This window comes from Asticcacaulis sp. AC460, assembly GCF_000495795.1.
Taxonomy (GTDB): Bacteria; Pseudomonadota; Alphaproteobacteria; order Caulobacterales; family Caulobacteraceae; genus Asticcacaulis.
In genome coordinates this window covers 13,492-35,451 of the sequence record NZ_AWGD01000032.1, presented here as the reverse complement: position 1 = coordinate 35,451, position 21,960 = coordinate 13,492, and the positions used below count along the sequence as shown (strand labels likewise).

Sequence of the window (21,960 nt, the reverse complement as noted above, 5' to 3'; positions counted from 1 at the left end):
TGTGGCTTGGGCAATGTCCGGAAGAATCACGCCTTTGATCTAGGATCGGACAACCCCAAGATCATCGTGGAGTGCAAATCACAGACTTGGACCGTGAGCGGAAACATACCCAGTGCCAAAATGAAAAACTGGGCGGAGGCAATGTTCTACTTCCAGCAGACTACCACAAAATCTTCCTGGTGGAGCGGAGCCTGCGTACAGGCAAGGTCGAGTCACTCTTGGCGTATTTTCGTCGAACTCAGGCGCACATAATTCCACCCTCTGTGGAATTCTGGGAGCTTGCACGCGAAACCGATGAATTGATTATATTCTAAATATGGACGAGCTTCGCACGGAGCCGGCTATTCAATCATAATTCGGTTGGCTTTCAATGGCCTATATGCGGCGGTTCTGCAGCTTAGTATGATCACTTGCATTCGTTTTGCCGCGTCCCCCAAGATGTCGAGCATAGTTTCGAACCGGTCATCATCTGCAAACACCAAGGCGTCATCGAGTACCAGAGACGCTGGCTTGCCCTTTTCCAGAAGCAAATCTGCAAACGCAATGCGAGTCAGCACCGCCAACTGCTCCTGCGTGCCCTTACTAAGGTGCGCAGTCGCTTCAGTGCGATCGCCGCGGATCAGTGATTGAGGGATGTAATCCTCCCCGAATGCCATATTCGCATTTGGGATTAACTGTTTTACATACGGGGCGACCTTTTTGGTAATCGGGGCCAGGTACCGTATAGACGCCTCCTGCTGTGCAACCTTTATGACATTGGAAAGCAGGCTCAAGACCTCGGCCTCTTCAGCAATTCGATCTCGTTTGGCTATCACGGCGTCGAGGAGCTCCGAAGCCTCTATCGCGCGCGCAGCGGGGCCCTTGCCCCCCAGGTCCTTTGCTTGCTGCTCCAGCGCACCAATCCGCCTGGTAAGTTCAGGCCGTTCATCCGCCATCGCCTTGATTTGTTTGTTCAAGTAGTCGCGCTTCTTGGTCAACGCTGAAAGGTCAAAACTCTCAGCGGCGCGCTTGAACTGGTCATGCTCAAGGATCATCCGCCCCTCATGGGACTTTGCGTGCGACAATATCTCGGCAAGAGCAATTTCGCTGAGTTCGGAGATCTCTGACCTGGCTTCGGTACTTAGCCTGTCGATATCGTTTTGCGTCGGCACCATGTCGCCAGAAATCCTGGCCTCAGCTATTTCCGCTTCTTGTAAGGTCTTTTGCGCGGCCTCTCGTCTTCCCTCTGCTCCAGCAAGTGCTGACTGGGCGTCCTCATAGGCTTGGATCTCTTTGGTATCGTCCGTTCCAACATCGGCAAATAATTTGCTATCTGGACGCTCAAGCGCGCTTAGCGCTCCGCGCAGTGCATCGAGGCCTTCGGCAATTTGTAACTCGGCATCCGCTGGGCACGCATATTGAAGACGCGCATTTAGCTCATCGTGCTTTCGCTCAAGATCCTGCCTTGAACGAGCAGAGAGGTGAGCTTCCGCCAAGTTCGCGACATCGAGCTCTCGCAACAACGAAGACATGTCACTTTCCGCAGCACCAAGTGCCAAAAGCGCCGATTCACCTCCCTGAGGAGGCTCGATGGTTATCTTGCCAAGCCCCGCCAGCTCAACAGTTTGCTCGTCAGCAAACAAGGCTTCATAATTGGGTGAAACAACGACGCCGTTGACGCGTATTTCAGGGGCCCCAATTTCAAAAAGCATGCGCAGATGCACGGCGCCGGCTGCCGCCTTGACCTTGAGGGTCTGTATTTTCCGATCCGCGGACTCTAGCGAGTCAATTGCCTCCTTAGAAATTTTGTTTTGAGCTAGGGTGGTGGCAACGATCCCGATTTCCTTCGCGAGCAATTCCGCGGCATCAAGCCGATCGAATGCGATAGCCAAGGATTTGGCGCGCCTTATTTCACCTCGGCGAGCTTCCGCAGCTTGTCGGGCGCTTGCTGTTTGGACAGCCACTAAGCGGGCGGCGTCCAAAGCGGCATTGGCTTCGGCAGCAGAAGTTCGCGCACGATCAACCGCTTCGATACTCTCCTTGGCCTTAATTTCTTGCCCGCTCAGCCGTTTCCTTGCAGCCTCAAGTTCGGTCTGAAGTGTCGCACGGCGTGTCGCGCGCTTTTCCAAGGCGTCGTGCGCACCGGTAGCTTCTTTGAGTTTGAGTTCGGCGAGTTGCAGAGCTGAATGTGCGACTTGCGCGCCCTGTATATCTTCGTTCAGCTGCTTAATTTGAGCTTCGCGTTCAGGGTCGTTTAGATCACGATTTAATCGTCGAAGAGTGTTTCGGTTACTTTCGAGGGCATCAAGGATTGAGCCGAACTCGCCCAGCTCAATTCTAGCCGCCTCAGCCTCCGCTTCGGAATCTTCGACCTCTCTTATAGCTTCAGCATACTTTTTTGTGGGCTTTCCGCTTGCGGTCAAAAGCTCACTGAGGCTTTTCTCTATGGCCTCGACGATAGCCGTAGTCCGACGGCCACCAGTGACAGTTCCGACCTGCCCCGCGAGCACTTCCTCCAAAGTCCGCCTCGCCGTTTGTCCGGGAGCGTCGAGTGAAAAAGACTGGCCTTGCTCGACCCAAAGTAACCCGAGGGCACCACGCGAGTCCCAATCGGCCCCGCGGTTGCCTGGTCTTGAAAACCCGAGCAGCGACTGCAGGTGTTCCTCCGCCTGATCGCTCGTGAATCGGCCGTCGGGGCCTTCCAGAACGACCTCCGGTTTTTGAATAAAGCGCTTACGGAGCTTGTAAGTATTTTTGCCGACCTCAAACGTCATCTCAACGGTCGGCGCAACATCATCACTGTGCGGCCTAAAAGATTGAATCCATTCGCTCTTCGAACCATGCCGCTCGAACAATACTGCTCGCATGGCTTCCAGAATAGTCGATTTACCGGTCTCATTTGGTTCGGCGAGCAGGTTTATACCGGATGAAAACCCATTTAGCACCAAGGGTTTGCGAAATTTTCGAAAATTTTCGATAGAAACGTCGCGGATGATCATTCGCTAACTCCACGACGCTGCAACTTCTGTTGTTCAATGTAGAGACGTTCTAAAGCCGATGCCGCCCTCCGTCCCACCATTCCGTCGGCCGCAGCCATCGAACTTAAGCGCTCCGCCACCTCGCGCAATACACCGTTTAAGTCGATATCCGCCATATCATCGTCTGTGGGCCTAACGAACAAATCGCCGGCCTGGAGATCGAGCCAACGAATCTCATGCGCAAACTCATTTTCAAGGACGTTCCGAACCTCGGCTCGATCCGAAAGTGACACAAGACCTGACAGTTTTAGGCGAGCTACCAAGTTGCGTCGATCAACTTCAGGGGCGAAACCGTTGAGTTCCCGCAACAAGTCAGCGCCGCTACGCAAATCCCAGGTTTCCGACCGCCAAAAATAGCGACCAGTCGGGATTTCAACGACATCGGGCGCCTCCTTCTGCGACACGTCCACAAGAAGGGCCATGCCCGTTACCTCACGTCCAAAGTCATCGGGCTCAGGCGTGCCGCAATAGTGGGTGTAGGCGTCGATTTGTCGACGCCCATGCCAGTCGCCTAACGCCAGATAGGACAGTTTCGCCGTCTTCGCGCGATCGACGGCAATCAAGTTATTCGCGGTCTGAGTGCTTGAGAATTCAACAACCGGCCCATGAGCCAGTCCAATTCGGAAAGCCCTTTCCGGCGTTTCGCCGGAGTCAAACCACGTGGTTGGATCATCGATTGTGCGCTTGTACAGCAATGGCGCCGGCAGCACCCATAAACCATCCAACACTTCGAACGGTGTTGGTTCCAATGCTGTCAGAAGGTTTTCAGGTGCGTCGTTCTTCAACCGAGACCAAAGACCGTCTGACCGCGCGGGATCGTGGTTGCCCGGCAACAAGACCCATTTGACCCGTTCAGCGGCTTTCATCCGAGTTAGGGCTTGACGATAGACGCGATCACCCGGCTCAGGGCTATCAAATACGTCGCCAGCGACTAAAACCACCTTAGCATCATTCGATTGTGCCGCTTTGGCGAGAGTGTCGATCACATCTAGCCTGGCATCCTGAAGTGCGGATCGCGCTTCTTCGGGGGCGCGACCAAATGGCTTACCCAATTGCCAGTCAGAGGTGTGAATAAACCGCAAGAGCCCCTCCCAAGTAATAGTCACCCGTAGTTAGAAAGCCCTACAGCTATACGTCGCATACGGCAACTAGGTATTGGAGGCCACCCCTTGCGGCCAAATTGCTTTACACGGTCAGGCTAGATCTCGGCTTATCTCCGGCTCCTCCGACGATATCCATTAGCTTCCCGTAGTCCGTCACGACATCGTATTTTACTCGATCCTCAGAAACCTTGTTTCCGATTTCATCGAAAAACTTTCTGGCGCAAGCAATCTTGGTGTTTTCAATTTCACGAAGCTTCATTGACGACATCGTGCCTTTCGTTTCCGCCACAAAATAGACGTGCCGGACACTACCTTCTTTGAAGGAAATGGCCCAATCGGGGTTATAATCTCCAACCGGCGTCGGGATCAGGAAACCTCGGGGCAATTTCGCGTAGACCACCACTTCGTTACTCGTGTCGATTTCAGCGACAAAGCGCCTTTCGACATCGGAATCGGTGACTACATAGTCATAGATATGGTTCTTGAGCTTGGCGCTCGCCTTTGAGAAATCTTGCCCGGTCTGATTGGCGGTGAAAATGTCGACGTCATAGCGCTCGGTCAGGCCGTCGTAGGCAAGACGCTCGATCACCATCGTCGCCTTCTGCTCGGCGATGATCCGGGAGGCCTCCGAGATGAAATGCTCGGGGTTTTCCTTAAACTGACCAAACACGGCCGGCGCAATTCCTGTCAGGATTTCCGCGACCGTCATGCGCGTAAGCTGCACAAGTTCGCCGATTTTCCCGATCAGATCGTACTTCACAAGCGAATAGACGGAGCCACCCCGTTCAGTCGCGGTGTTTGTAACTTGGAACCCGTCGCCAGCCCGCAGCTGCTCATCGCCAATTTCGTCAGCCTGGATGCCCGTCTGAACCGTATATTGCAGCGGCGTCACTCTCAGCTGACTGTCCAGTGCGCTCACGCACTTGCGAACCAGTTCGTCGGAATCAAACTCAACCCGGTAGACCGCCCTCTGGTTGATCCGCGACCACAGCGCCTGGAATTCCCTCTTATCGAAATTGGCGTTTAGCGGATTGGTCTTTGGCTTGCGGCCGTCGTCAATCTTCGGCAGCTGAGCGTCACTGAAGACGCTTTCAATGAGCTGGAACACCTGGTCGGCGTAGGGCTTCAGGTCTTCCGGCAACGTCGCGAGCGTTCCGGTCGCCTTGGCTTCATGATACGGGCTGGCAACCTGATCGGCGTCATCGGTATAATCGTTCTTCACGAGATACCGATAGATTTGCTTGGCGAGAGCCGGACTGACCTCGACGGGGCCACTGGGAGTGGCAAACGTCTTGCCCGTGAAAAAGGCCTCAGTCGCCTTTCGTGGCCGGGAGGAAAGCGTCTCAGCGATTTCCTTTTGCAGACCCGCGACGAAGTCCTTGTAACTCTCGCTAGCGACGACGGTCAGCACATTGATGTCGTGAACGATAGCCGGTTGATCCATGCGATCGCCGTTCTGATTGACCGATAATCGCAGGCCGCGGCCCACCTCCTGGCGACGCGAAATCATGTTGTCGCTGTGCTTGAGCATGCACATGACGAAGACATTGGGATTGTCCCAGCCCTCGCGCAGCGCCGAGTGCGAAAAGATGAAACGCACGGGCTCGTCTTGCGACAGCAGGCGCTCCTTGTTTTTTAGGATCAGATCATAGGCGTCCGTATCGTCCGAGAGCCCTTTGTCCTCACCGGTTTTTTTAATGTCGGGATCGACCAGACGCTTCTGCTTGTCGATCGCGAAATAGCCCTCATGAACCTTGGAAACCGGGTCGCGTTCAAGGAAGGCACGGTACTTCTCGTTATCCAGCGCCAGTTCAGCCAGATATTCGGCTTTGAGCAGGCCATATTCCTCCTCGAATACGCGTGCGTAATCGCCCCTTTCGTCGGCCTGGCTATAATCCCGGTACTTCACTACCTCATCGATGAAGAACAACGAGAGCACTTTGATGCCCTGAGCAAAAAGCTGCTTCTCTTTGTCGAAATGAGCCTTGATCGTTTCACGGATCTGGATGCGCCGGATGTCGCGTTCGGATACGTCCCCCGTTGCCTCACCAGCTTTCAGCACGATGCCATTGGTAAACTCTACGGTGTCGTTGTTGTAGTCGATCTGCGAGATGGTGAACCCGTCACGGTACTGATCCAACTCGCCAGACTCCGAAAAAAGATCGTCCCTAAACTCCAGTCGCTTAAGCTGGCGTTTGATCTCGCCAGACTTCAACCGCACCTCCAATTCAAGACGGGCGAGGGGGGCCTTTTGGGAAATCTCTATTGCTTCAAGATACAGGTAGGCATTCGTCCCCGCGAGGCCTCGGGTTTGAATGCCGCGCACTGCAATCTTCTTCACCAGCTTCTGGTTATAGGCATCAAGCGCGTCGAGCCGATGTATGCGATTGTGCTGCGTCTTATGTGTCGCCGAATAGCGCAAAATCGCCAGTGGCTTGAACTTCGGCAAGGCCTCCATCGTCGCCTTGCCTTCCATCTTTTGCGGCTCGTCGAGGATCAAGATGGGGCGGTTCGACGCGATGACATCGATTGGGCGGCGTGACTGAAAGGCATCCAGCTCATCGTAAATCCGGCGATTGTCCGCGCCCTTGGCGGCAAAGGCCTGGATATTGATGACCATAACGTTGATGCCGGCGTCGGACGAGAAGCTCTCCAGCTCATGGAGCCGCTTGGAATTATAGATGAAAAATCGGGCCTTCTTGCCGTAGTTTTCGGTGAAATGGTCAGCCGTAATCTGAAGCGACTTGTAGACGCCTTCACGGATGGCGATCGAAGGCACCATGATAATGAACTTCGACCAACCATAGCGCTTGTTCATCTCGAAAATGGTCTTGATGTAGCAGTAGGTCTTGCCTGTGCCGGTCTCCATCTCGACATCGAGATTAAACTTGCAGCCCGCGCTGACCACCAGCTTGTCGGACAACGGCAGGTTCTGGCGCTTTTGCACATCGCGAACGTTGGCCAACACCTGGGGTTCGGCCAACTGAAGATCGGCATTCTTGAATCCTTCTTCGAAGGCGCTGGTTTGCGCCTTCCGGCCGGGGTCGATGCGATAGCTTGTGCCACTCACGAGTGGCTGCCCCGCGAAACAGTCGACGACCGACTCGACGGCATTGGTCTGGTAGGGATGGACCTTGAATTTCAGCTTCATAGCCTTCTCCTCAGATCGATTTCACATCGGTGCCGGGCGATAGCTGGCGGAAAATCTGTTCGACGTTGACTTTCACCGCGTCGGATACAAATCCGGTATCACGAAAAACAACACGTAGGGGCTCCCGTCCAGCCAATTCCTTGACCAAATCCTCGGTCAGGCCAGTGTCGAAGCACGCGACAAGGGCGTTGTCGTCGACGAAAAATACGGTCTTACCAAGCACGATCTCGGGACGGATGGGGAGCGTGAGGTCGACGCCCCAATCGACTAGCACCTGGAACAGCAGATCCTCAGCCGTTCGGCCATCCTTCACATTATCCACCTTGTCGAGCAGGTCAGATTGCTTCAACTCGTCGGGTCGATAGTACACATCCTTCATGTTGGAGGCGTCGAGTTTCAGCACACGGAACCCTTTGAGGTCCTCGCCTTCAGCCTTGAATTCCTCAATGACGTTGAGCAGCCGCAGCCGCCCCATGTCGAATATGGTCTTCATGCGGGCTTCAGGAATAGGGAGAGGTTCCGCAATCTGCACGCCGATGAAGCGCCGGTTTCCGCCGTCCATCTTGTTCTGCTGAAGCACTGCATGGGCCGTCGGAGCGCTGCCGGAGAAGAAATCCATGATTATGGCTTTTTCTTCCGGCTTGGTGGCTAATTGAACGATGCGTTGAACAAGTTCGACAGGCTTGACAGAATTCAAGACATTTTCTGTGTGCTCGAACGGAACGTATTTTAAAAGAGTCTTCTTGGCATCTTGGGTGTGACCGACATCATCATAAAACCAAAGGGTTTGTGGCGTCCGACCGGAGGACACTTCGGACAGAAATTTCTTTACAGCCGGCGAATTGTTTCCGTCTTTTCCCCACCAGATGCGATTGTCTTCATCAAGTTCCGCGAATTTTTCTTTGCTGATACGCCAGTAAGTCCCAGTTGGCGGGCCGGAAATGACCCTGCCGGACGGCGTCGTGACAGGATAGACACCCGCGTCATAAGGGTTGCGCGCGGTCATGTTCTCCGCTTTCCACGGCCCACGATGATCGTTGTCCAAGTTCTTGTAGCGTGCCTCCATTTCTTCCGTTCGAGGCAGTGGATTTGGAAACCATACTTCCTTGTTTTTGGCGAAAACCAGAATAAAATCGTGATCCTCAGAAAACCAGTTTGCAGAGTTCTTAGGCGCATAGACCTTCTGCCAAATGATCGTGGCGACAAAGTTTGAGTCGCCAAAAATCTCGCTTCCAATCTTTCGAAGACTATCGACCTCGTTGTCATCGATCGAAACAAACACTACTCCGTCTTCAGCAAGCAGTTTTTTAGCCAGACGCAGCCTTGGATAAAGCATCGAAAGCCAATCCGAATGAAACCTGCCATTTGCTTCAGTGTTGGCCACTAGCCGCTTGCCATCATCATCCACCTGCCCAGACAGATTTAGATACTCTCCGGCCCTCTTGGAGAAATCGTCGTCGTAGATGAAGTCCCTGCCTGTATTATACGGAGGATCGATATAAATCAGTTTGACTTGACCGAGAAACGATTCTTGCAGAACCTTGAGAACTTCAAGGTTGTCGCCTTCGATCAAAAGATTGTCTGACAAATCGAAGTCGACGCTTTGATCCCTATTAGGTCGCAACGTCTTAGCTACGGGCGAATTGGCTGCCAACACAGCCTCACGCTTTCCTGGCCAATCAAGTCGATACCGCTCCTGCCCGCCCTCGACGATTTGGTCGCTCAACTCCTGCCGCAGTTGGTCAAAGTCCACGGCGAGCCGAACTTTGCCGGTTTCGTCGGCCGCCTCTGTCACGCAGCTCGGAAAGAGATCGCGGATCTTCCCGATATTGTCCTGCGTAACATCTGGCGTGTGCATTTTGAGCTTGTCCATCATCTCTTCCTTTACTCGCTTGCTGCGGGCCGGCGGCCGTCCGCCTTGGCGAGCTTATCTTGCTGAAGTTCGGCCAAGTGCTGCTTGGCCACGCGTAGCTCGGCATTGATCGCCACGCGCCTGTTGAATTGCTTCTCCCGGTCCAGTCGCACCTTGATGCGTTCGACCTCTCGGGTCTTGGCGCGGATCGCTTCCACGCGCGCTACCCGAGTCTGGATGTCCTCGTCCGGAGCTGCTTGCTCCGGCATTAAGGCACTGAACATTTGCTCGTAAAGCGCGCCAAGATTTAGCGAAACCGGAAGCGGTTGGCGCGGCCCCGCTTCTTCGTCCCAACCGCTCTCGAAATACTCGCTCACCACCCATTTGGTGGAATCCGCCTCGCTCGGTCGCTTGAAAGCCGCGACCGCCTTCCGCTTGCCGGACCAGGTCAACTCGAAAATCAGCGGGAATGGAATCGCTCGATCGATGGCGCGCAGCACGTCGAGGTCCAGCTCTGGCCTCCGCAGGCTGACGCTGAAAATCTGAATTTCCGAAACTGAGCGCGTGGCGGCCAGATTGATCGTCTCGGGTGCGAGCTTGAACTTCCAGACGACCTGATCGACCTGGGTAATGAAGAGGTCTTTCAGTGCGGCGCCCGCGCCCGTATGTTCGTAAATCTTGTTTTTGGGCAAAACTCGGCCGAAGGCGGCGGCCTTGGGATAGTCGAAGAAGCCTGTCATCCGGTCGCCTCCTCGATCACGAGGAAGGCAATCAGCTCAAAATCATCGAGACCCGCAATGGTGTGAACCAGGGCCGACGTCCGTCCGCCACTGAACAGGCTGTCGAGGTCCTTCTCTTCCTTCACGTCGATCATCGAGCGGATCGCGGCGCTCAAAAGGTTGGAGCACTGCTCCATTTTACGTCCATCCTGCGTCCGCTCGTTGAATAGCCGGCATACATCCGGGACCGGGTCCGAACGTCCCTTGCAGCTTGAGCGGATAAGGTCGAGCAGACGCTTAACTTGGGTATGGTCGACGATGATCTCGCCGTCGTTGCCGATATAGACGAGATAATAGGGATGCAGACGATTCTGCTGGTTGACGTTCACGCTGTCGTGGATGTTTTTCAGCGCAAAGATCACGCCCGGCATTAGGCCGACGGTCTGATTTGCCGGAACCACGGCGTGCATGCCATTTGGCAGTTGATCCAACTCGCCATTGACCTTGATATAGTTCAGCAAATCCATCCGGAAATCGTTGAGGCCGAGGTCAGTGATCGAAATTCCGGTGCGTACATCCTCAAGTTCGATGACCTCTTCCTGAAGGCGCTGGAGCTGTTCCTTGCGGTAAGCGATGTCGCTGCTCTTGGAGGTCAGGACGTTGTCGTCCCCGGTGGCAGTAACGTCGGCGATCATCATGCGGTTTTCGACCCGCTCCTTGAGGTTGATATACTCGTCCAGAGAGATGTCCGGCCAATAATTGACCAGCTGGATCTGGCCGTTCGGAGAGCCTATGCGGTCAATCCGCCCAAAGCGCTGAATGATGCGCACGGGATTCCAGTGGATGTCGTAATTTACCAGATAATCGCAGTCCTGAAGGTTCTGTCCTTCCGAGATGCAATCGGTGCCGATTAGGATGTCGAGTTCGGCTGGCTCCTCGGGCATGATAAGATGCTTCTCCTTGGATCTCGGCGAAAACAGTGTGAGGACCGACTGGAAATCATAGCTCTTTTTTAGAGTGGTCTTGGGGGCGTCGGACCCGGTCACCTTGGCAGTATGGAGGCCGTTGGATTGTAGGAGTGCCGGCGCCAAGTTGGCATAAAGGTAGTTGGCCGTGTCGGCGAAGGCCGTGAAGATGATGACCTTGCGGTTCCCCGGATTGAGCGGCGCAGCGAGCTTCCCTGCAATAATGCCCTTCAGATGCTGGAGCTTCGCATCATCGTCTGGACCAACCAAGTCCATGGAGGTGGTCAGTTCCCGGATCAGAAATAGATCTGCTTCCAGGTCGTGCTTCCACGACGGCACATCCATATCCGACAAACTGATCTGAACCTTCTTCCCGACGGTAAATTCGTCGGCGCCGTCCAGATCGTCGTCGTCATCATCGAGTGAAACATCGGCCAGAAGGTCGCTGACAGTCTGAAAACCGCCAGAACGCTCGAAGCTGGCGATAGCGTCCAGCGTCCGAGTGATGTTTCCGCTCAGCGCGCGAAGCGTGAGCCTGAAGGCCTCGACGGAACTTTCAAGTCTCTTCAACAAGTTCGTTGTCATAAGCGCTTGCAGACTGCGCTCGCGATCGGCCTGGCGCAACCTGCCTCGTCCGCCTTCGACCTGTGTATCGTAGATTTCTTCGTATTTTCGCAGGCGACTGGGCAGTATGTAGCCGATGGGGGCGTAGACGGCGAGTTTCAACACCGACAGCCGAGCAAAAATATCATTGAGCCCTAGGACATCAGCGCGGCTGGTTATCGGACACTGATACGACAAAGGTTTACGCCGTTGCGGAAACTTTCCGATGTCTTTGGTGTCGTAGAAAGTCTCGATGTGCTTACGCGATCGAGCAATCGTCACCGCGTCCAGAAGTTCGAAGAAATCGAAATCGAGCGCTTTCAGGATAGCTGCTGCAGTGCGCTCCTCGGCGGGAAGATCGGTCCAGGCGTTGAACGCCTTTTGTGCGCGCCGGAATATCTCCTCGATGCCCGTCTTTGCCTTCAAATTCCTACTGAGGGTCTCTGACTCCCCTTCATAGGCAAGCGCCAGCTGGTTTCGCAGATCGTTGAATCGGTTGTTGACCGGCGTCGCCGACAACATGAGAACCTTGGTTTTCACGCCGTCGCGGATCACCTTGTTCATCAGCTTCTGATAGCGCGTCTCTCGGTCTTTATAGACATCGTTATTCCGGAAATTATGGGACTCGTCGATAACGACCAGGTCATAATTACCCCAGTTGACGCGATTCAGCGGAATACCGAATGACTCGCCGGACGTTCGCGACAGGTCTGTATGGCAAAGGACGTCGTAGTTCAGCCGGTCCTTGGCAAATATGTTGGTCTTGAGGTTGGTGTTGTAATTGCGCCAATTGTCGGCCAGCTTCTTGGGGCATAACACCAGAACCGCGCGATTGCGCAGCTCATAGTATTTTATGACCGCCAGAGCCGTGAAGGTTTTGCCAAGGCCCACGCTATCGGCAAGAATACAGCCATTGTGGGTTTCCAGCTTATTGATGATACCCGTCACGGCATCCCGCTGATAGTTGAACAGCTTATTCCAGACTTGGCTATCCTTGTAGCCAGTGAGATCATTGGGCAATGCATCCTGATTTACCTCTTCCAGAAAATCCTGAAAGATGTTGAACAGAATCTGAAAATACAGGCGTTCAGGTGCGTTCTCTTGATAGACGGATTCGATGTGATCGCAGATGGCCGCGGTGACGTCCTTCAACTTTTCGGCGTCATTCCATATTTGGTTGAAGAGTTGAAGGTAGACGTCAGTGTGATTAGGCTCATCGACGCGCGTCACTAGGTTGGAGACTGCGCTGCCTTTCTGGTAGCCGAGATCGACCGCCGTAAAGCCACTGATCGGCATGTACGCGGCATCAACCCCATTAGCTGCAACGTGAACGAACTGCTGCATCGATGCGTTGGTCGAATTCGACTTGAAGCGAGCCTTCTTACGAATCCAATCTGCGCACTCCCTCGCGACGGCGCGCTGCGTCAGCTTGTTCCGCAGTTGGATTTCGAATTCCGTGCCGTAAATGCCGCTCTCGCTGGAAGACTTCGGAATAAAAAACTCGCGTCTTTCTTTTCGAAGACGGTCGGTCACATCAGTCGGCACGAACGTCGGGGACGTGAATATAAATTGCAGGCTGTCAATTTTCGAAAGTTCGGTCTTGAGCGCGTCATACGCATAAATCGAAAAACACGATGCAGCGATTTTCAACCGCGTGCCTTTGCTCATCGCCTCTTTGAGGTCGTCGCCGAGGAGATTCGATGTATTGTCGATTATCTTCATTTAGAATTAGAACCTGGCAGCCAAATCGCTCTAGTTTTAAGTAAGTAGCTAAAGCGAAACGGCTGAATCCGCAAGGAATAGTGGCGGAAGTTCACCGGTAAGCGTCACACCGTAGGTTGCCATCATTCTGCGATAAACCGCTGACGACCAAATTGATATCGATCCATCCGAGGCGGGCATAACTGCCAGCATGTTCTTGTTTCAAATCACTCATAGTCACCATCGTCACGAACAGCGACGCGGTATTGACCGCTTCGCTTGCTACCAACGAAAATTATTCGACGCGTGCGTTTCAAAATTTCGATGTCACGCCAAGCCGTTCTCACACCGACCTTCCAGTAGGTTACGATATCAGCTGCCGTGACGTTCGGATCAGTTTCCAGCTTTGAGATGAACCACTGCTGGCGTTGGTTGAACAAAGAGGTAAAGCCATTTGGCGGCGCCATACTGCCATTTTTACTGACATTTCGGGCCTGAAAAACCGGCATTTGGTTTGGTATTTTGCTCGCGTTGGCCGGCGTGGCGCGGGAAGCGAAAATGCCATATGCGTCCAAAAGGAGCTCACCGCCAATCTGCATCAAAACGAAGCGTAGGATTGTTGGCGAGGAACGCGCAAGCAGCAATAAGTATCTGGCACCAGGCACATTTTTTCCCTGATACCAGTTCGTAACCGTCGAAATTCGAGCGCCTGTGATTTGAGCGATTTGCTTCACCGCCGAACTCATTACCCCGAAATCTTCACGTAGGGCCGTCGATACAAATTGCGCCAATTCCCGGTCCGGGCTTTGCGATACCGATTTTCGCCCTGTTTTTCTTCGGGACATTCTCCTCTCTCCCGCGATAAGTTTATGTCGTCGCAAAAGCGGCCTGGCATAGTTTCGGGATCGAGGAAGACGATCATGGATAATTGGACATCAGAGAGCGCACCCGCCGAACGACGCAGAGCGGCGATGTACGTCAGAATGTCGACCGATCACCAAAAGTACTCGACTGAAAACCAAGCCGACGCGATCCGCGAATACGCTGAGCGCCGTCAGATCGACATAGTCAGAACCTACACCGATGCGGGTAAGAGCGGATTAAGCCTTGGCGGTCGCGACGCCCTGCAATCTTTGATCCAGGATGTCGAACACGGCGGTGCTGGGTACACGATGATCCTGGTGCTCGATGTCACGCGGTGGGGACGTTTCCAGGACGCCGATGAGAGCGCGTTTTACGAATACCGCTGCAAGCGCGCCGGTATAGACGTTCAATACGTGGCCGAGCAGTTTGAGAACGACGGGAGCCCTGTTTCAACTATTGTCAAAGGCGTGAAGCGGGCTATGGCTGGGGAATACTCAAGGGAATTGTCCAGTAAGGTCTTCGCCGGACAGTGCAGGCTGATCGAGCTTGGATTTCGACAAGGTGGCCCCGCCGGCTATGGTCTTCGCCGGGTGCTGTTAGACGAGCAGCGGCAGTTGAAATCCGTTTTGAAACGCGGAGAGCACAAGTCTCTTCAGACTGACCGGGTGATTTTGGAAGCGGGTCCAGCCGACGAAGTTAACACCGTCAAGTGGATTTACGCGGCTTTCACGGATGAGGGACTGCGTGAGGCGGCCATTGCCGCCAAGCTGAATCAGCAGGGCACATCGACCGATTTAGGGCGCGAATGGACGAGGGGAGTCGTTCACACCATCCTAACAAACGAAAAATATATCGGGAATAACGTCTTCAATCGCCGGTCATTTAAATTGAAAAAACGGCGCGTGGTGAACAGTCCGGATATGTGGGTCCGATCGAACGGCGCCTTTGCGGGCATAATCGATCCTTCGGTCTTTTATACAGCGCAGGGCATTATCCGTGAACGTGCCCGTAAGTTTAGCGATGATGATATGTTGGCGCGCCTACGTTCACTGCATGACAGGCAGGGATGGCTGTCCGGTATCCTGATCGACGAAACGGAGGACATGCCATCAAGTTCTGCCTATGCCTATCGATTTGGCGGCCTGAGTCACGCCTACAAGCTTATTGGATATGATCCAGGCCGCGACTTGTCGTTCATTGAAGACAACCGCCATATTCGCCGCATGCATCCGGATATTGTTTCGGGGGTTGTCGAGCGTATCACCAACCTTGGCGCCCGTGTTCGCACCGATACCGATACCGATTTTCTTATCGTCAATGAAGAAATCAAAGCGTCGATTGTGATTTCCCGCTGCTACGCGTCTGCCACTGGGCATAACCGATGGAAGCTTCGACTGGATGCGGGACTAATGCCTGATATCACCATTGCTGTCCGTCTGGCCGCTAACAATCGTGACATCCTGGATTACTACCTTCTTCCCTCCATCGATATCGCGGCTTCCACGCTTCGTTTTGCAGAAACCAATCCGCTTGCGCTGGATGCCTATCGCTTCGATGACCTTGAAGTGTTTTTCATGCTGGCAGAGAGGGCGGCTTGGCCGGTTGCCGCATGACATCGGCCAATTTTCATGCCTCGGGAACCATCCAAACCATCCCGATTGACCGAATTAATGTTCTCAATCCGCGGGCAAGAAACCAAAAGGTGTTCTTGAACATCGCGCAAAATATGAAGGCCGTGGGTCTCAAACGTCCGATCACGGTGACGCCATGCAAGTCTCGGACGCCGGGAAAAGACTATGACCTGATATGCGGGCAGGGCAGGCTTGAAGCATTTATCGCCAGTGGATTGGCAGAGATACCCGCCATGATTATCGAGGCAAGCGAGGAGCAGGCCTTGGTGATGAGTCTCGTTGAAAATCTGGCGCGGCGCCGGCACAGGTCTTCGGACATCTTGCAGGGGATAGAGGTCCTGCGGAGCAAAGGTTATGACGCATCCGCAATTGCAAAAAAGACCGGCTTGAGTTGGCAGGTCGCAGATGGAATGCTGCGGCTGATGGACAAAGGGGAAGAACGATTGTTGGCGGCCGTGGAAAGCGGACAAATGCCAATCTATCTCGCAATCCGCGTCGCCGAAAATCCAGCCGATGAACAGAAGGCGCTCCAGGAGGCCTACGATTCCAAGCAGCTCCGAGGCAACCGTTTGCTCACCGTCAAGAAGCTCATCGATACGCGCCGCCAGCAGGGTAAAATGTTTAAGAGCGGTTCAAGGAGCCGGCGAAGTAGCGAAGGCCGGCCCGTCTCGGTGAACGACCTGGTCAAGATTTTTCAGAAAGAGGTGGATCGTAAGAGGCTACTTACCCGAAAGGCTGACATCGTCGCTACACGCCTTGTTTTCGTGACCAATGCCCTGCGCACTTTGATGCGGGACGAGCATTTCGTGACGCTATTGAGAGCCGAAGGTCTTAGCACTCTTCCCAAGCCGCTTGCGGCACTAATGGAAAAAAGAGGGTAGAGCATGCCTCGGAAATCATCGTCCGACCCGCCGGTATCGGGCCGCATCATCGCAGGTTTCGAACTTGAAACGGTACTCATCGCGATTGGCAACATCATCCCCACGAAGGCAACCTCGCCAAAGACCCTGAAAAGTCACAAGTACCAACAAATTGTCGCATCTATCCGTGCCGTCGGCGTAATTGAACCGCCAGCCGTCAGTCGAAACGTGGAAAACCCGACGACGTTCTTTCTCCAGGACGGCCACCTCCGGCTGATAGCCCTTAACGAACTTGGCGCTACGGAGGTTCAGTGCCTAATCTCGCTCGACGACGAGGGGTTCACTTACAACAAGCATTTCAATCGGCTGTCACCGATCCAAGAAAACAAAATGATCCAAAAAGCTGTCGATCGTGGCGTTTCCGAAGCCGTGCTCGCCGAGGCATTTTCGATTAATGTGAAGCGGATTATTGAGCGCAAGAATATGCTAGACGGCATTTGCGCCGAGGCTGTCGAGCTCTTGAAAGATAAGATGGTCGCTCCGAAAACATTCCCCGTCTTGAAGCGAATGTTGTCGCTTCGTCAGGTCGAAGCTGCCCAGCTAATGAACGATGCCGGTGTCTACACCAAGGCCTATGCCATGGCGTTACTCGCTGCGACACCGCGACCCCAACTTGCCCATCCTGAGAGGCCCAAAAAGATCAAGGGGCTCGATGAAAAACAGATGGCGAGAATGGAAGCTGAGATGGAAAGCCTTCAAGGTGAATATCGTTTGATCGAGGACAATTACGGCACGGATGTCCTGAATTTGACGTTGGCCAAGGGATATTTGAGCACCTTGCTGAACAACATAATGATCGTCAGATATCTCGCCCAAGGCCATCCGGAGATTCTCAGCGAGTTCCATCGTATTTCCGAGATAAGTAGCCTTCCCACGTCGTAGCTTTAGATTTGTAGCCCCGACCACCTCCATCATTAGGTAATGGCGCGGGCTATCGGTCGGCTTTCGCCGAATTTTTCGCGTCGGCATCCATTCTGCAAACCACCTGGAGGCGACAGACTCGAGCATGGCGGTTACGTACGCCCCTGACGGAATGTGGCGTGTGTAGCCGAGCGCGTTGGCTTTCCGCCACGCTGTGCCAAAACGGCTTCCGTGGCACATTGGCAATCCGGGGTGTTTATGCGGCTATTCTGTCGCCAGCGCGGAACAAAACATGATTTCTTGACTTCCCAAGGCGAATTTGATTCACTGCCAAGTGGGTTCAAGCCTCGCCGGCTTACGCTAACCCATTGAAAAACATAGCCCAACAGGAACAGCAACGTGACGGAAATTGTGAGCGAGGAATGCTCTTTTTTGAGCACACCTGACGCCCTGCTCGGCGGCCTGATCTTTGAAAAGATTGATCTTTTCGAAGCTCAGGAGGTAAAAAGTGCTTTTGAATCGGGTGTCTCTGGATGACCATGTTGTCACGGAAATTGGTAAGGATAAACCGCAAAAACTATATCTGACGGGCCACGTCGCAAGGCGAAGATGCGAGGAGGACGAGACCTGTCTATGGGACACGGAACTACCCGGCTTCGGTCTTCGCCGTTACATAACGGGACGCAAGAGTTGGTTCCTCAGGTACGTTGAGCGTGGCGTGGCCCGCAATTGGACAATTGGCGATGTAAAGCGGGTTTCCGCTGAAGACGCGAGGGAAAGGGCGCGCAAGCGGCTTAAGGAGGTCGCCTTGCGCGGCCTGCCGACCCGGCCAAAGCGATCGAAGATCGCCGCCAAGGTCGCAACCTTTTCCGAACTGGTCGAGCAGTATTTCGAAGATCGGCCGTTTGCCTGGAAGCCATCTACCGAAAAGACAAATGTCCATAGCATCCACAATGTGCTCGTCCCGGCCTTCGCAACTATGCAGGTCGCTGCCATCCGCAAACATGACGTCTTGCGTTGGCGCGATGAGATGTCGGATCGCCCAGGGGCCTTTAATCGGGATGTCGCTCTCCTTAGCGGGGTCATGCAATATGCGGAACGGCTTGGCCTGCGCAAGCTGGGCTCCAACCCGGCGCGTGGCGTGCCACGGTACGCAAGGGAGCCGCTGCAACGTTTCTTGAATACTGCGGAACTGAAGCGGCTGCACTGCCGCCTGGCCGAATGCGCCGATATCTACATGGTCGCCGCAATCCGGCTGTTGATCCATACCGGTGCCCGATCGAGCGAAGTTGCCAACCTGACCTGGGGCGAAATATCCGACAGTCGGCTTGAGCTTAGGGATAGCAAGACCGGACCCAAATCCATCCTGCTGAGCCGGCAGGCGAAGGCGATCCTGGAGACGTTGCCGCGTGGGGCCGACGACGAGCTCGTCTTCACAGGGACGAAAGGGCAGACGGCAAACCTTAGCTATTTCTGGTCGAAGTTCCGCAAAAAAGCCGGCCTGCCAGATGTACGATTGCACGACCTGCGCCATAGCTATGCATCTCTCGCCATTCAAAACGGTATCAGTCTCGATGCCATTGGCCGTTTACTTGGGCACGCCCTGACGGAGACGACAGAGCGCTATGCGCATCTGTCAGATGGTTGCATTGCGAATGCCGCAGAAAGACTGGGTGGCTCAATCGTGAAGCTGATGGGGTGGCAAAATGACGGCTGCTGAATTTAGCTACGAAAGTATGGACGAGCTTTGTGCGAGAGTGGCCGCGTTCGGCCTGCTAACGGTTACCAAGTCTGAACTTCCCATAGCACCTGACCGCCAGGTCCGCCCTCCTATGCGAAGGTCTGCGACTCGTCGGAAGGCGGTCCCGGCCGTCGGGCGAAACTCCGTACCGGAGCGCCAGACGGTCTGGTTCGAGGAGCAGCCTGGTTTCGGAGTTCGCGAATACGCCACCGGCCGCGAGATGTTTATCGTCCAGTACCCGGCGGTAACTGGCAATCGCACGATCACGATTGGCAACGCTAATGTCATCGACATGCAGACCGCGCTCGACGTCGCCCGGCGCTGCATTTATCATTCTGATCCGGACCGGAACCTGGCCGACGAACGGAAGCGAACGCGGAAGCTGCCGATGTTCCAGGACTATCTCGATGACTACTGGAAGGTCATGTGGCGTCAGTGGAAGCCGAGCAGCCAACACACCGAGGACAAATATCGCCGCCTGTATCTTGCCGATGCCTTTGTAGACAAAGGTATCGACGAAATCGCTCATGAAGATGTCGCTAAATGGATGGTGCAGTGTACCCGCCGAGGCGCGCCCGGTGCGGTCAATCGGGCTTTTGAACGTTTGAAGGCGGTCATGCGCAAGGCGGAGGATTGGGGACTTCGGCCCGAGGGAAGTAATCCTTGCCGTCTGATCAAGGCGAACCCGCGCCGCAAAATGGAGCGATTTCTAAACGAGCATGAGTTTGCCAGGCTGGGCCAGGCCATTTCGGCGAGCCGAGAACGGCGCCCGGCGCACTGTGCGGCGCTATTGCTCATCATGCTGACCGGCTGCCGGAAGGACGAAATCGTCGGACTGACATGGGGAGAAGTGCGCGGTTCACGCATCTATCTCGACGACAGCAAGACCGGCGCGCGCATTGTCCATTTGTGTTCCCAGGCAAGAGATATTTTGGCCGGAATTAAACGTGGAAAGCCTACGGACCCTGTCTTCATGGGGCGATATGGCAAAGGCATTGATCTCGATACCTATTGGGGTCGCATGAAACGGGAAGCAAAGCTGGGTGTGATCCGGCTTCATGACCTTCGGCACAGCTACGCAAGCCAGGCGGCCCGTCTGTCACTTCCATTACCGACCATCCAGCGGCTGCTGGGCCACACCAGGCTGGACAGCACTGCTAGGTACACGCATTTCGACGACGGACACCTCGTCGATGTTGCACAGCAAATCAGCGACCTGATTGACGGAGCCACAAATTGAGGAATTTGGATCAGCAGAATGTTGTGCTCGTTGCCGACGGGGCAATTTTGAAATGTCAGCTATATCCTCGCCTCGAGGCGCCTCAGCTACGCAGGATCGATCGTCCACCTATCTCCACCATCTGGTAGCGGCCCAGAGGCAAATGAGAAGCGATACCATTTTCGCGACGTAATTCGAGGGCGGAGACTTCGCCGGAAGCTAGGCGCACAGCGTCACGCTCGCGAAGCGATTGCTTTTCGTGAGCGCGCTCAATCGGGTCGAACTGGTATTCGCTTAACTTCATGGCGCTCACACTAACCAGATCGCATTTAAATTCCATTCTATGAGCCTTAACCGATCTGATCACTTGAGCCAAGGTCGTTGCCGGCACCATAGCAGTTTGACTGGAGTGTTTGAACGCTCACCCTGTCTAGGCCGCCCGCTCGCGTGGAACGCGCCGGTGACCGATGGCACTTTGACGCGCATTGACCGAAGCTTGTTGACGAGTCTCAAGCGCATTCGATGCCCGAGTAATTTCGAATTGCGAGCAGCGGCACGGTATTCGACGGCAAAAGCCATTTAAACGACACCTCAATCACTCGTGTCCATGTCGGTGATGCAAGTCAGGAAAATGAGGATGCTTATGCGTTAGAGGCAGCTGCTGGTGGCGGTGGGTATGGGGTTCGCCTTCAGGATCACCGGGCCCGTGGGCGTGCTGATGGTGTTCGTCATGCACGTGGCGATGTTCATGCTCCACCGGTTCGTGAGCGTGAAGATGTTCATGTCGCTCAGTCAGGTGCAGCCAAAGGCCAAGCGCCATGAATCCGCCGGCGGTAATCAGCTGAAAGGAAATATGGTCTTTCAGCAGCATAACAGCCAGAATTGCGCCGACGAAGGGCGCCAACGAGAAATAGGCTCCGGTTCGGGCTGTGCCCAAATGACGCAAGCCCAACACGAACAGGACAAGGCTCACCCCGTAGCCCAGAAATCCGACGATGCCGGCGCCGAGCAGGACGACCGCGCCCGGCAATTTGGCGCCCATAGCGAGAGCCAATACTAAATTGACTGAGCCTGCGGCGAGTCCCTTGATAATCGCCAGTTTCACCGGGTCGGCCGACGAGAGTTTGCGCGTGAGATTGTTGTCGATTCCCCAGGCAAGACATGCACCCGCGATCAGCAAGCCGCCTGTGTCAAGTCTGGCGTCGCCCTTCCATGACAGAACGACGGCCCCAATCAGGATTGCGAATGCGCCCAGTAAAAGCCTGCGGTCCACGTTTTCTCGAAACACGAGCCAGGCAATCGACATTGTCGCAAGGCCTTCAAGATTCACAAGCAGAGAAGCACTTGCGGCCGAGGTGTTCGCCAAGCCAATCCCAAATGTATCGGAGCCGTGAACAGAACAGCATCATGTATGTGCTGAGATACCGGTTTCGCTCGTAAGGACTTGAGCGGGCTGGTCGTACGGCAGACCTTGGGATTGTTCCCAGTCGCAGTCGCCGGATAGCCATGCCCGATCCGTTACCCTTCCTAGACGAACGCTTTGCCGCCGTCCCGCACAACACCGCGCGGGCGTGGCGTCAGGCCATCGCCATCGTCGCCAGGTCTCCTGTCGC

15 protein-coding genes and 1 pseudogene are annotated in these 21,960 nt (G+C 54.6%); 7 read left to right on the top strand and 9 right to left on the bottom strand.

Features of this window, described 5'->3' with window-relative positions:
• Positions 1-341 precede the first annotated feature (341 nt).
• From ABAC460_RS41585 to ABAC460_RS41555, 7 genes are all read right to left on the bottom strand, one after another.
• Positions 342-2,978 (bottom strand): AAA family ATPase, encoded by a 2,637-nt coding sequence (locus ABAC460_RS41585; RefSeq protein WP_023454727.1) that lies wholly within the window; start codon positions 2,976-2,978, stop codon positions 342-344.
• Positions 2,975-4,099, bottom strand: coding sequence for a metallophosphoesterase family protein (locus ABAC460_RS41580; protein WP_031237186.1), 1,125 nt, complete (start codon positions 4,097-4,099; stop codon positions 2,975-2,977). Before ABAC460_RS41580 ends, ABAC460_RS41585 begins: the two co-directional genes overlap by 4 nt.
• A gap of 103 nt (positions 4,100-4,202) precedes the next feature.
• Positions 4,203-7,271: a type III restriction-modification system endonuclease gene (locus ABAC460_RS41575; protein ID WP_023454725.1), complete on the bottom strand. Its 3,069-nt coding sequence runs from the start codon at positions 7,269-7,271 to the stop codon at positions 4,203-4,205.
• Positions 7,272-7,281: 10 nt separating this feature from the next.
• Complete coding sequence (locus ABAC460_RS41570) at positions 7,282-9,144, bottom strand: site-specific DNA-methyltransferase (protein ID WP_031237185.1); 1,863 nt, start codon at positions 9,142-9,144, stop codon at positions 7,282-7,284.
• Between the two features lie 11 nt (positions 9,145-9,155).
• Positions 9,156-9,863: a DUF4391 domain-containing protein gene (locus ABAC460_RS41565; RefSeq protein ID WP_023454723.1), complete on the bottom strand. Its 708-nt coding sequence runs from the start codon at positions 9,861-9,863 to the stop codon at positions 9,156-9,158.
• The gene (locus ABAC460_RS41560) at positions 9,860-13,132 is read right to left on the bottom strand and encodes an SNF2-related protein (RefSeq protein ID WP_023454722.1); all 3,273 of its coding nucleotides are present in this window, start codon (positions 13,130-13,132) and stop codon (positions 9,860-9,862) included. The genes ABAC460_RS41565 and ABAC460_RS41560 overlap by 4 nt, the downstream gene beginning before the upstream one ends.
• Before the next feature lie 206 nt (positions 13,133-13,338).
• Complete coding sequence (locus ABAC460_RS41555; protein WP_155914705.1) at positions 13,339-13,956, bottom strand: HTH domain-containing protein; 618 nt, start codon at positions 13,954-13,956, stop codon at positions 13,339-13,341.
• A gap of 75 nt (positions 13,957-14,031) precedes the next feature.
• On the opposite strand from ABAC460_RS41555, the gene ABAC460_RS41550 reads away from it, so the two are divergent.
• From ABAC460_RS41550 to ABAC460_RS48510, 7 genes and pseudogenes are all read left to right on the top strand, one after another.
• Positions 14,032-15,588 (top strand): recombinase family protein, encoded by a 1,557-nt coding sequence (locus tag ABAC460_RS41550; RefSeq protein ID WP_023454720.1) that lies wholly within the window; start codon positions 14,032-14,034, stop codon positions 15,586-15,588.
• Positions 15,585-16,487 carry a plasmid partitioning protein RepB C-terminal domain-containing protein gene (locus ABAC460_RS41545; protein WP_031237179.1) on the top strand — a complete coding sequence of 301 codons (903 nt, stop codon included), beginning with the start codon at positions 15,585-15,587 and terminating at the stop codon, positions 16,485-16,487. Before ABAC460_RS41550 ends, ABAC460_RS41545 begins: the two co-directional genes overlap by 4 nt.
• A gap of 3 nt (positions 16,488-16,490) precedes the next feature.
• Positions 16,491-17,408 carry a plasmid partitioning protein RepB C-terminal domain-containing protein gene (locus tag ABAC460_RS41540; protein ID WP_023454718.1) on the top strand — a complete coding sequence of 306 codons (918 nt, stop codon included), beginning with the start codon at positions 16,491-16,493 and terminating at the stop codon, positions 17,406-17,408.
• Positions 17,409-17,786: 378 nt separating this feature from the next.
• A complete protein-coding gene (locus tag ABAC460_RS50225) occupies positions 17,787-17,924 on the top strand; it encodes a hypothetical protein (RefSeq protein WP_162150338.1) in 138 nt (45 codons plus the stop codon).
• Positions 17,896-18,186, top strand: a pseudogene (locus ABAC460_RS51215) (Arm DNA-binding domain-containing protein); the annotation flags it as partial. The gene ABAC460_RS50225 and the pseudogene ABAC460_RS51215, both read left to right, overlap by 29 nt.
• Before the next feature lie 9 nt (positions 18,187-18,195).
• Positions 18,196-19,107 carry a tyrosine-type recombinase/integrase gene (locus ABAC460_RS41535; protein WP_162150337.1) on the top strand — a complete coding sequence of 304 codons (912 nt, stop codon included), beginning with the start codon at positions 18,196-18,198 and terminating at the stop codon, positions 19,105-19,107.
• Entirely contained in the window at positions 19,094-20,368 is a 1,275-nt protein-coding gene (locus ABAC460_RS48510) for a tyrosine-type recombinase/integrase (RefSeq protein WP_023454716.1), read from the top strand. Before ABAC460_RS41535 ends, ABAC460_RS48510 begins: the two co-directional genes overlap by 14 nt.
• A gap of 82 nt (positions 20,369-20,450) precedes the next feature.
• On the opposite strand, the gene ABAC460_RS41525 is transcribed toward ABAC460_RS48510, so the two are convergent.
• On the bottom strand, positions 20,451-20,687 hold the full coding sequence (locus ABAC460_RS41525; RefSeq protein ID WP_023454715.1) for a hypothetical protein: 237 nt from the start codon (positions 20,685-20,687) through the stop codon (positions 20,451-20,453).
• A gap of 255 nt (positions 20,688-20,942) precedes the next feature.
• Complete coding sequence (locus ABAC460_RS49175; RefSeq protein ID WP_235075835.1) at positions 20,943-21,713, bottom strand: DMT family transporter; 771 nt, start codon at positions 21,711-21,713, stop codon at positions 20,943-20,945.
• Between the last annotated feature and the right edge of the window lie 247 nt (positions 21,714-21,960).

Bases quoted from the DNA above. Each gene is read 5' to 3' on its own strand.
- ABAC460_RS41560 (WP_023454722.1), bottom strand. From the start codon at position 13,132: ATGAAGATAATCGACAATACATCGAATCTCCTCGGCGACGACCTCAAA.
- ABAC460_RS48510 (WP_023454716.1), top strand. From the start codon at position 19,094: ATGACGGCTGCTGAATTTAGCTACGAAAGTATGGACGAGCTTTGTGCG.
- ABAC460_RS41550 (WP_023454720.1), top strand. From the start codon at position 14,032: ATGGATAATTGGACATCAGAGAGCGCACCCGCCGAACGACGCAGAGCG.
- ABAC460_RS41545 (WP_031237179.1), top strand. From the start codon at position 15,585: ATGACATCGGCCAATTTTCATGCCTCGGGAACCATCCAAACCATCCCG.
- ABAC460_RS41540 (WP_023454718.1), top strand. From the start codon at position 16,491: ATGCCTCGGAAATCATCGTCCGACCCGCCGGTATCGGGCCGCATCATC.
- ABAC460_RS41525 (WP_023454715.1), bottom strand. From the start codon at position 20,687: ATGGAATTTAAATGCGATCTGGTTAGTGTGAGCGCCATGAAGTTAAGC.
- ABAC460_RS41585 (WP_023454727.1), bottom strand. From the start codon at position 2,978: ATGATCATCCGCGACGTTTCTATCGAAAATTTTCGAAAATTTCGCAAA.
- ABAC460_RS41575 (WP_023454725.1), bottom strand. From the start codon at position 7,271: ATGAAGCTGAAATTCAAGGTCCATCCCTACCAGACCAATGCCGTCGAG.
- ABAC460_RS41565 (WP_023454723.1), bottom strand. From the start codon at position 9,863: ATGACAGGCTTCTTCGACTATCCCAAGGCCGCCGCCTTCGGCCGAGTT.
- ABAC460_RS41570 (WP_031237185.1), bottom strand. From the start codon at position 9,144: ATGGACAAGCTCAAAATGCACACGCCAGATGTTACGCAGGACAATATC.
- ABAC460_RS41555 (WP_155914705.1), bottom strand. From the start codon at position 13,956: ATGTCCCGAAGAAAAACAGGGCGAAAATCGGTATCGCAAAGCCCGGAC.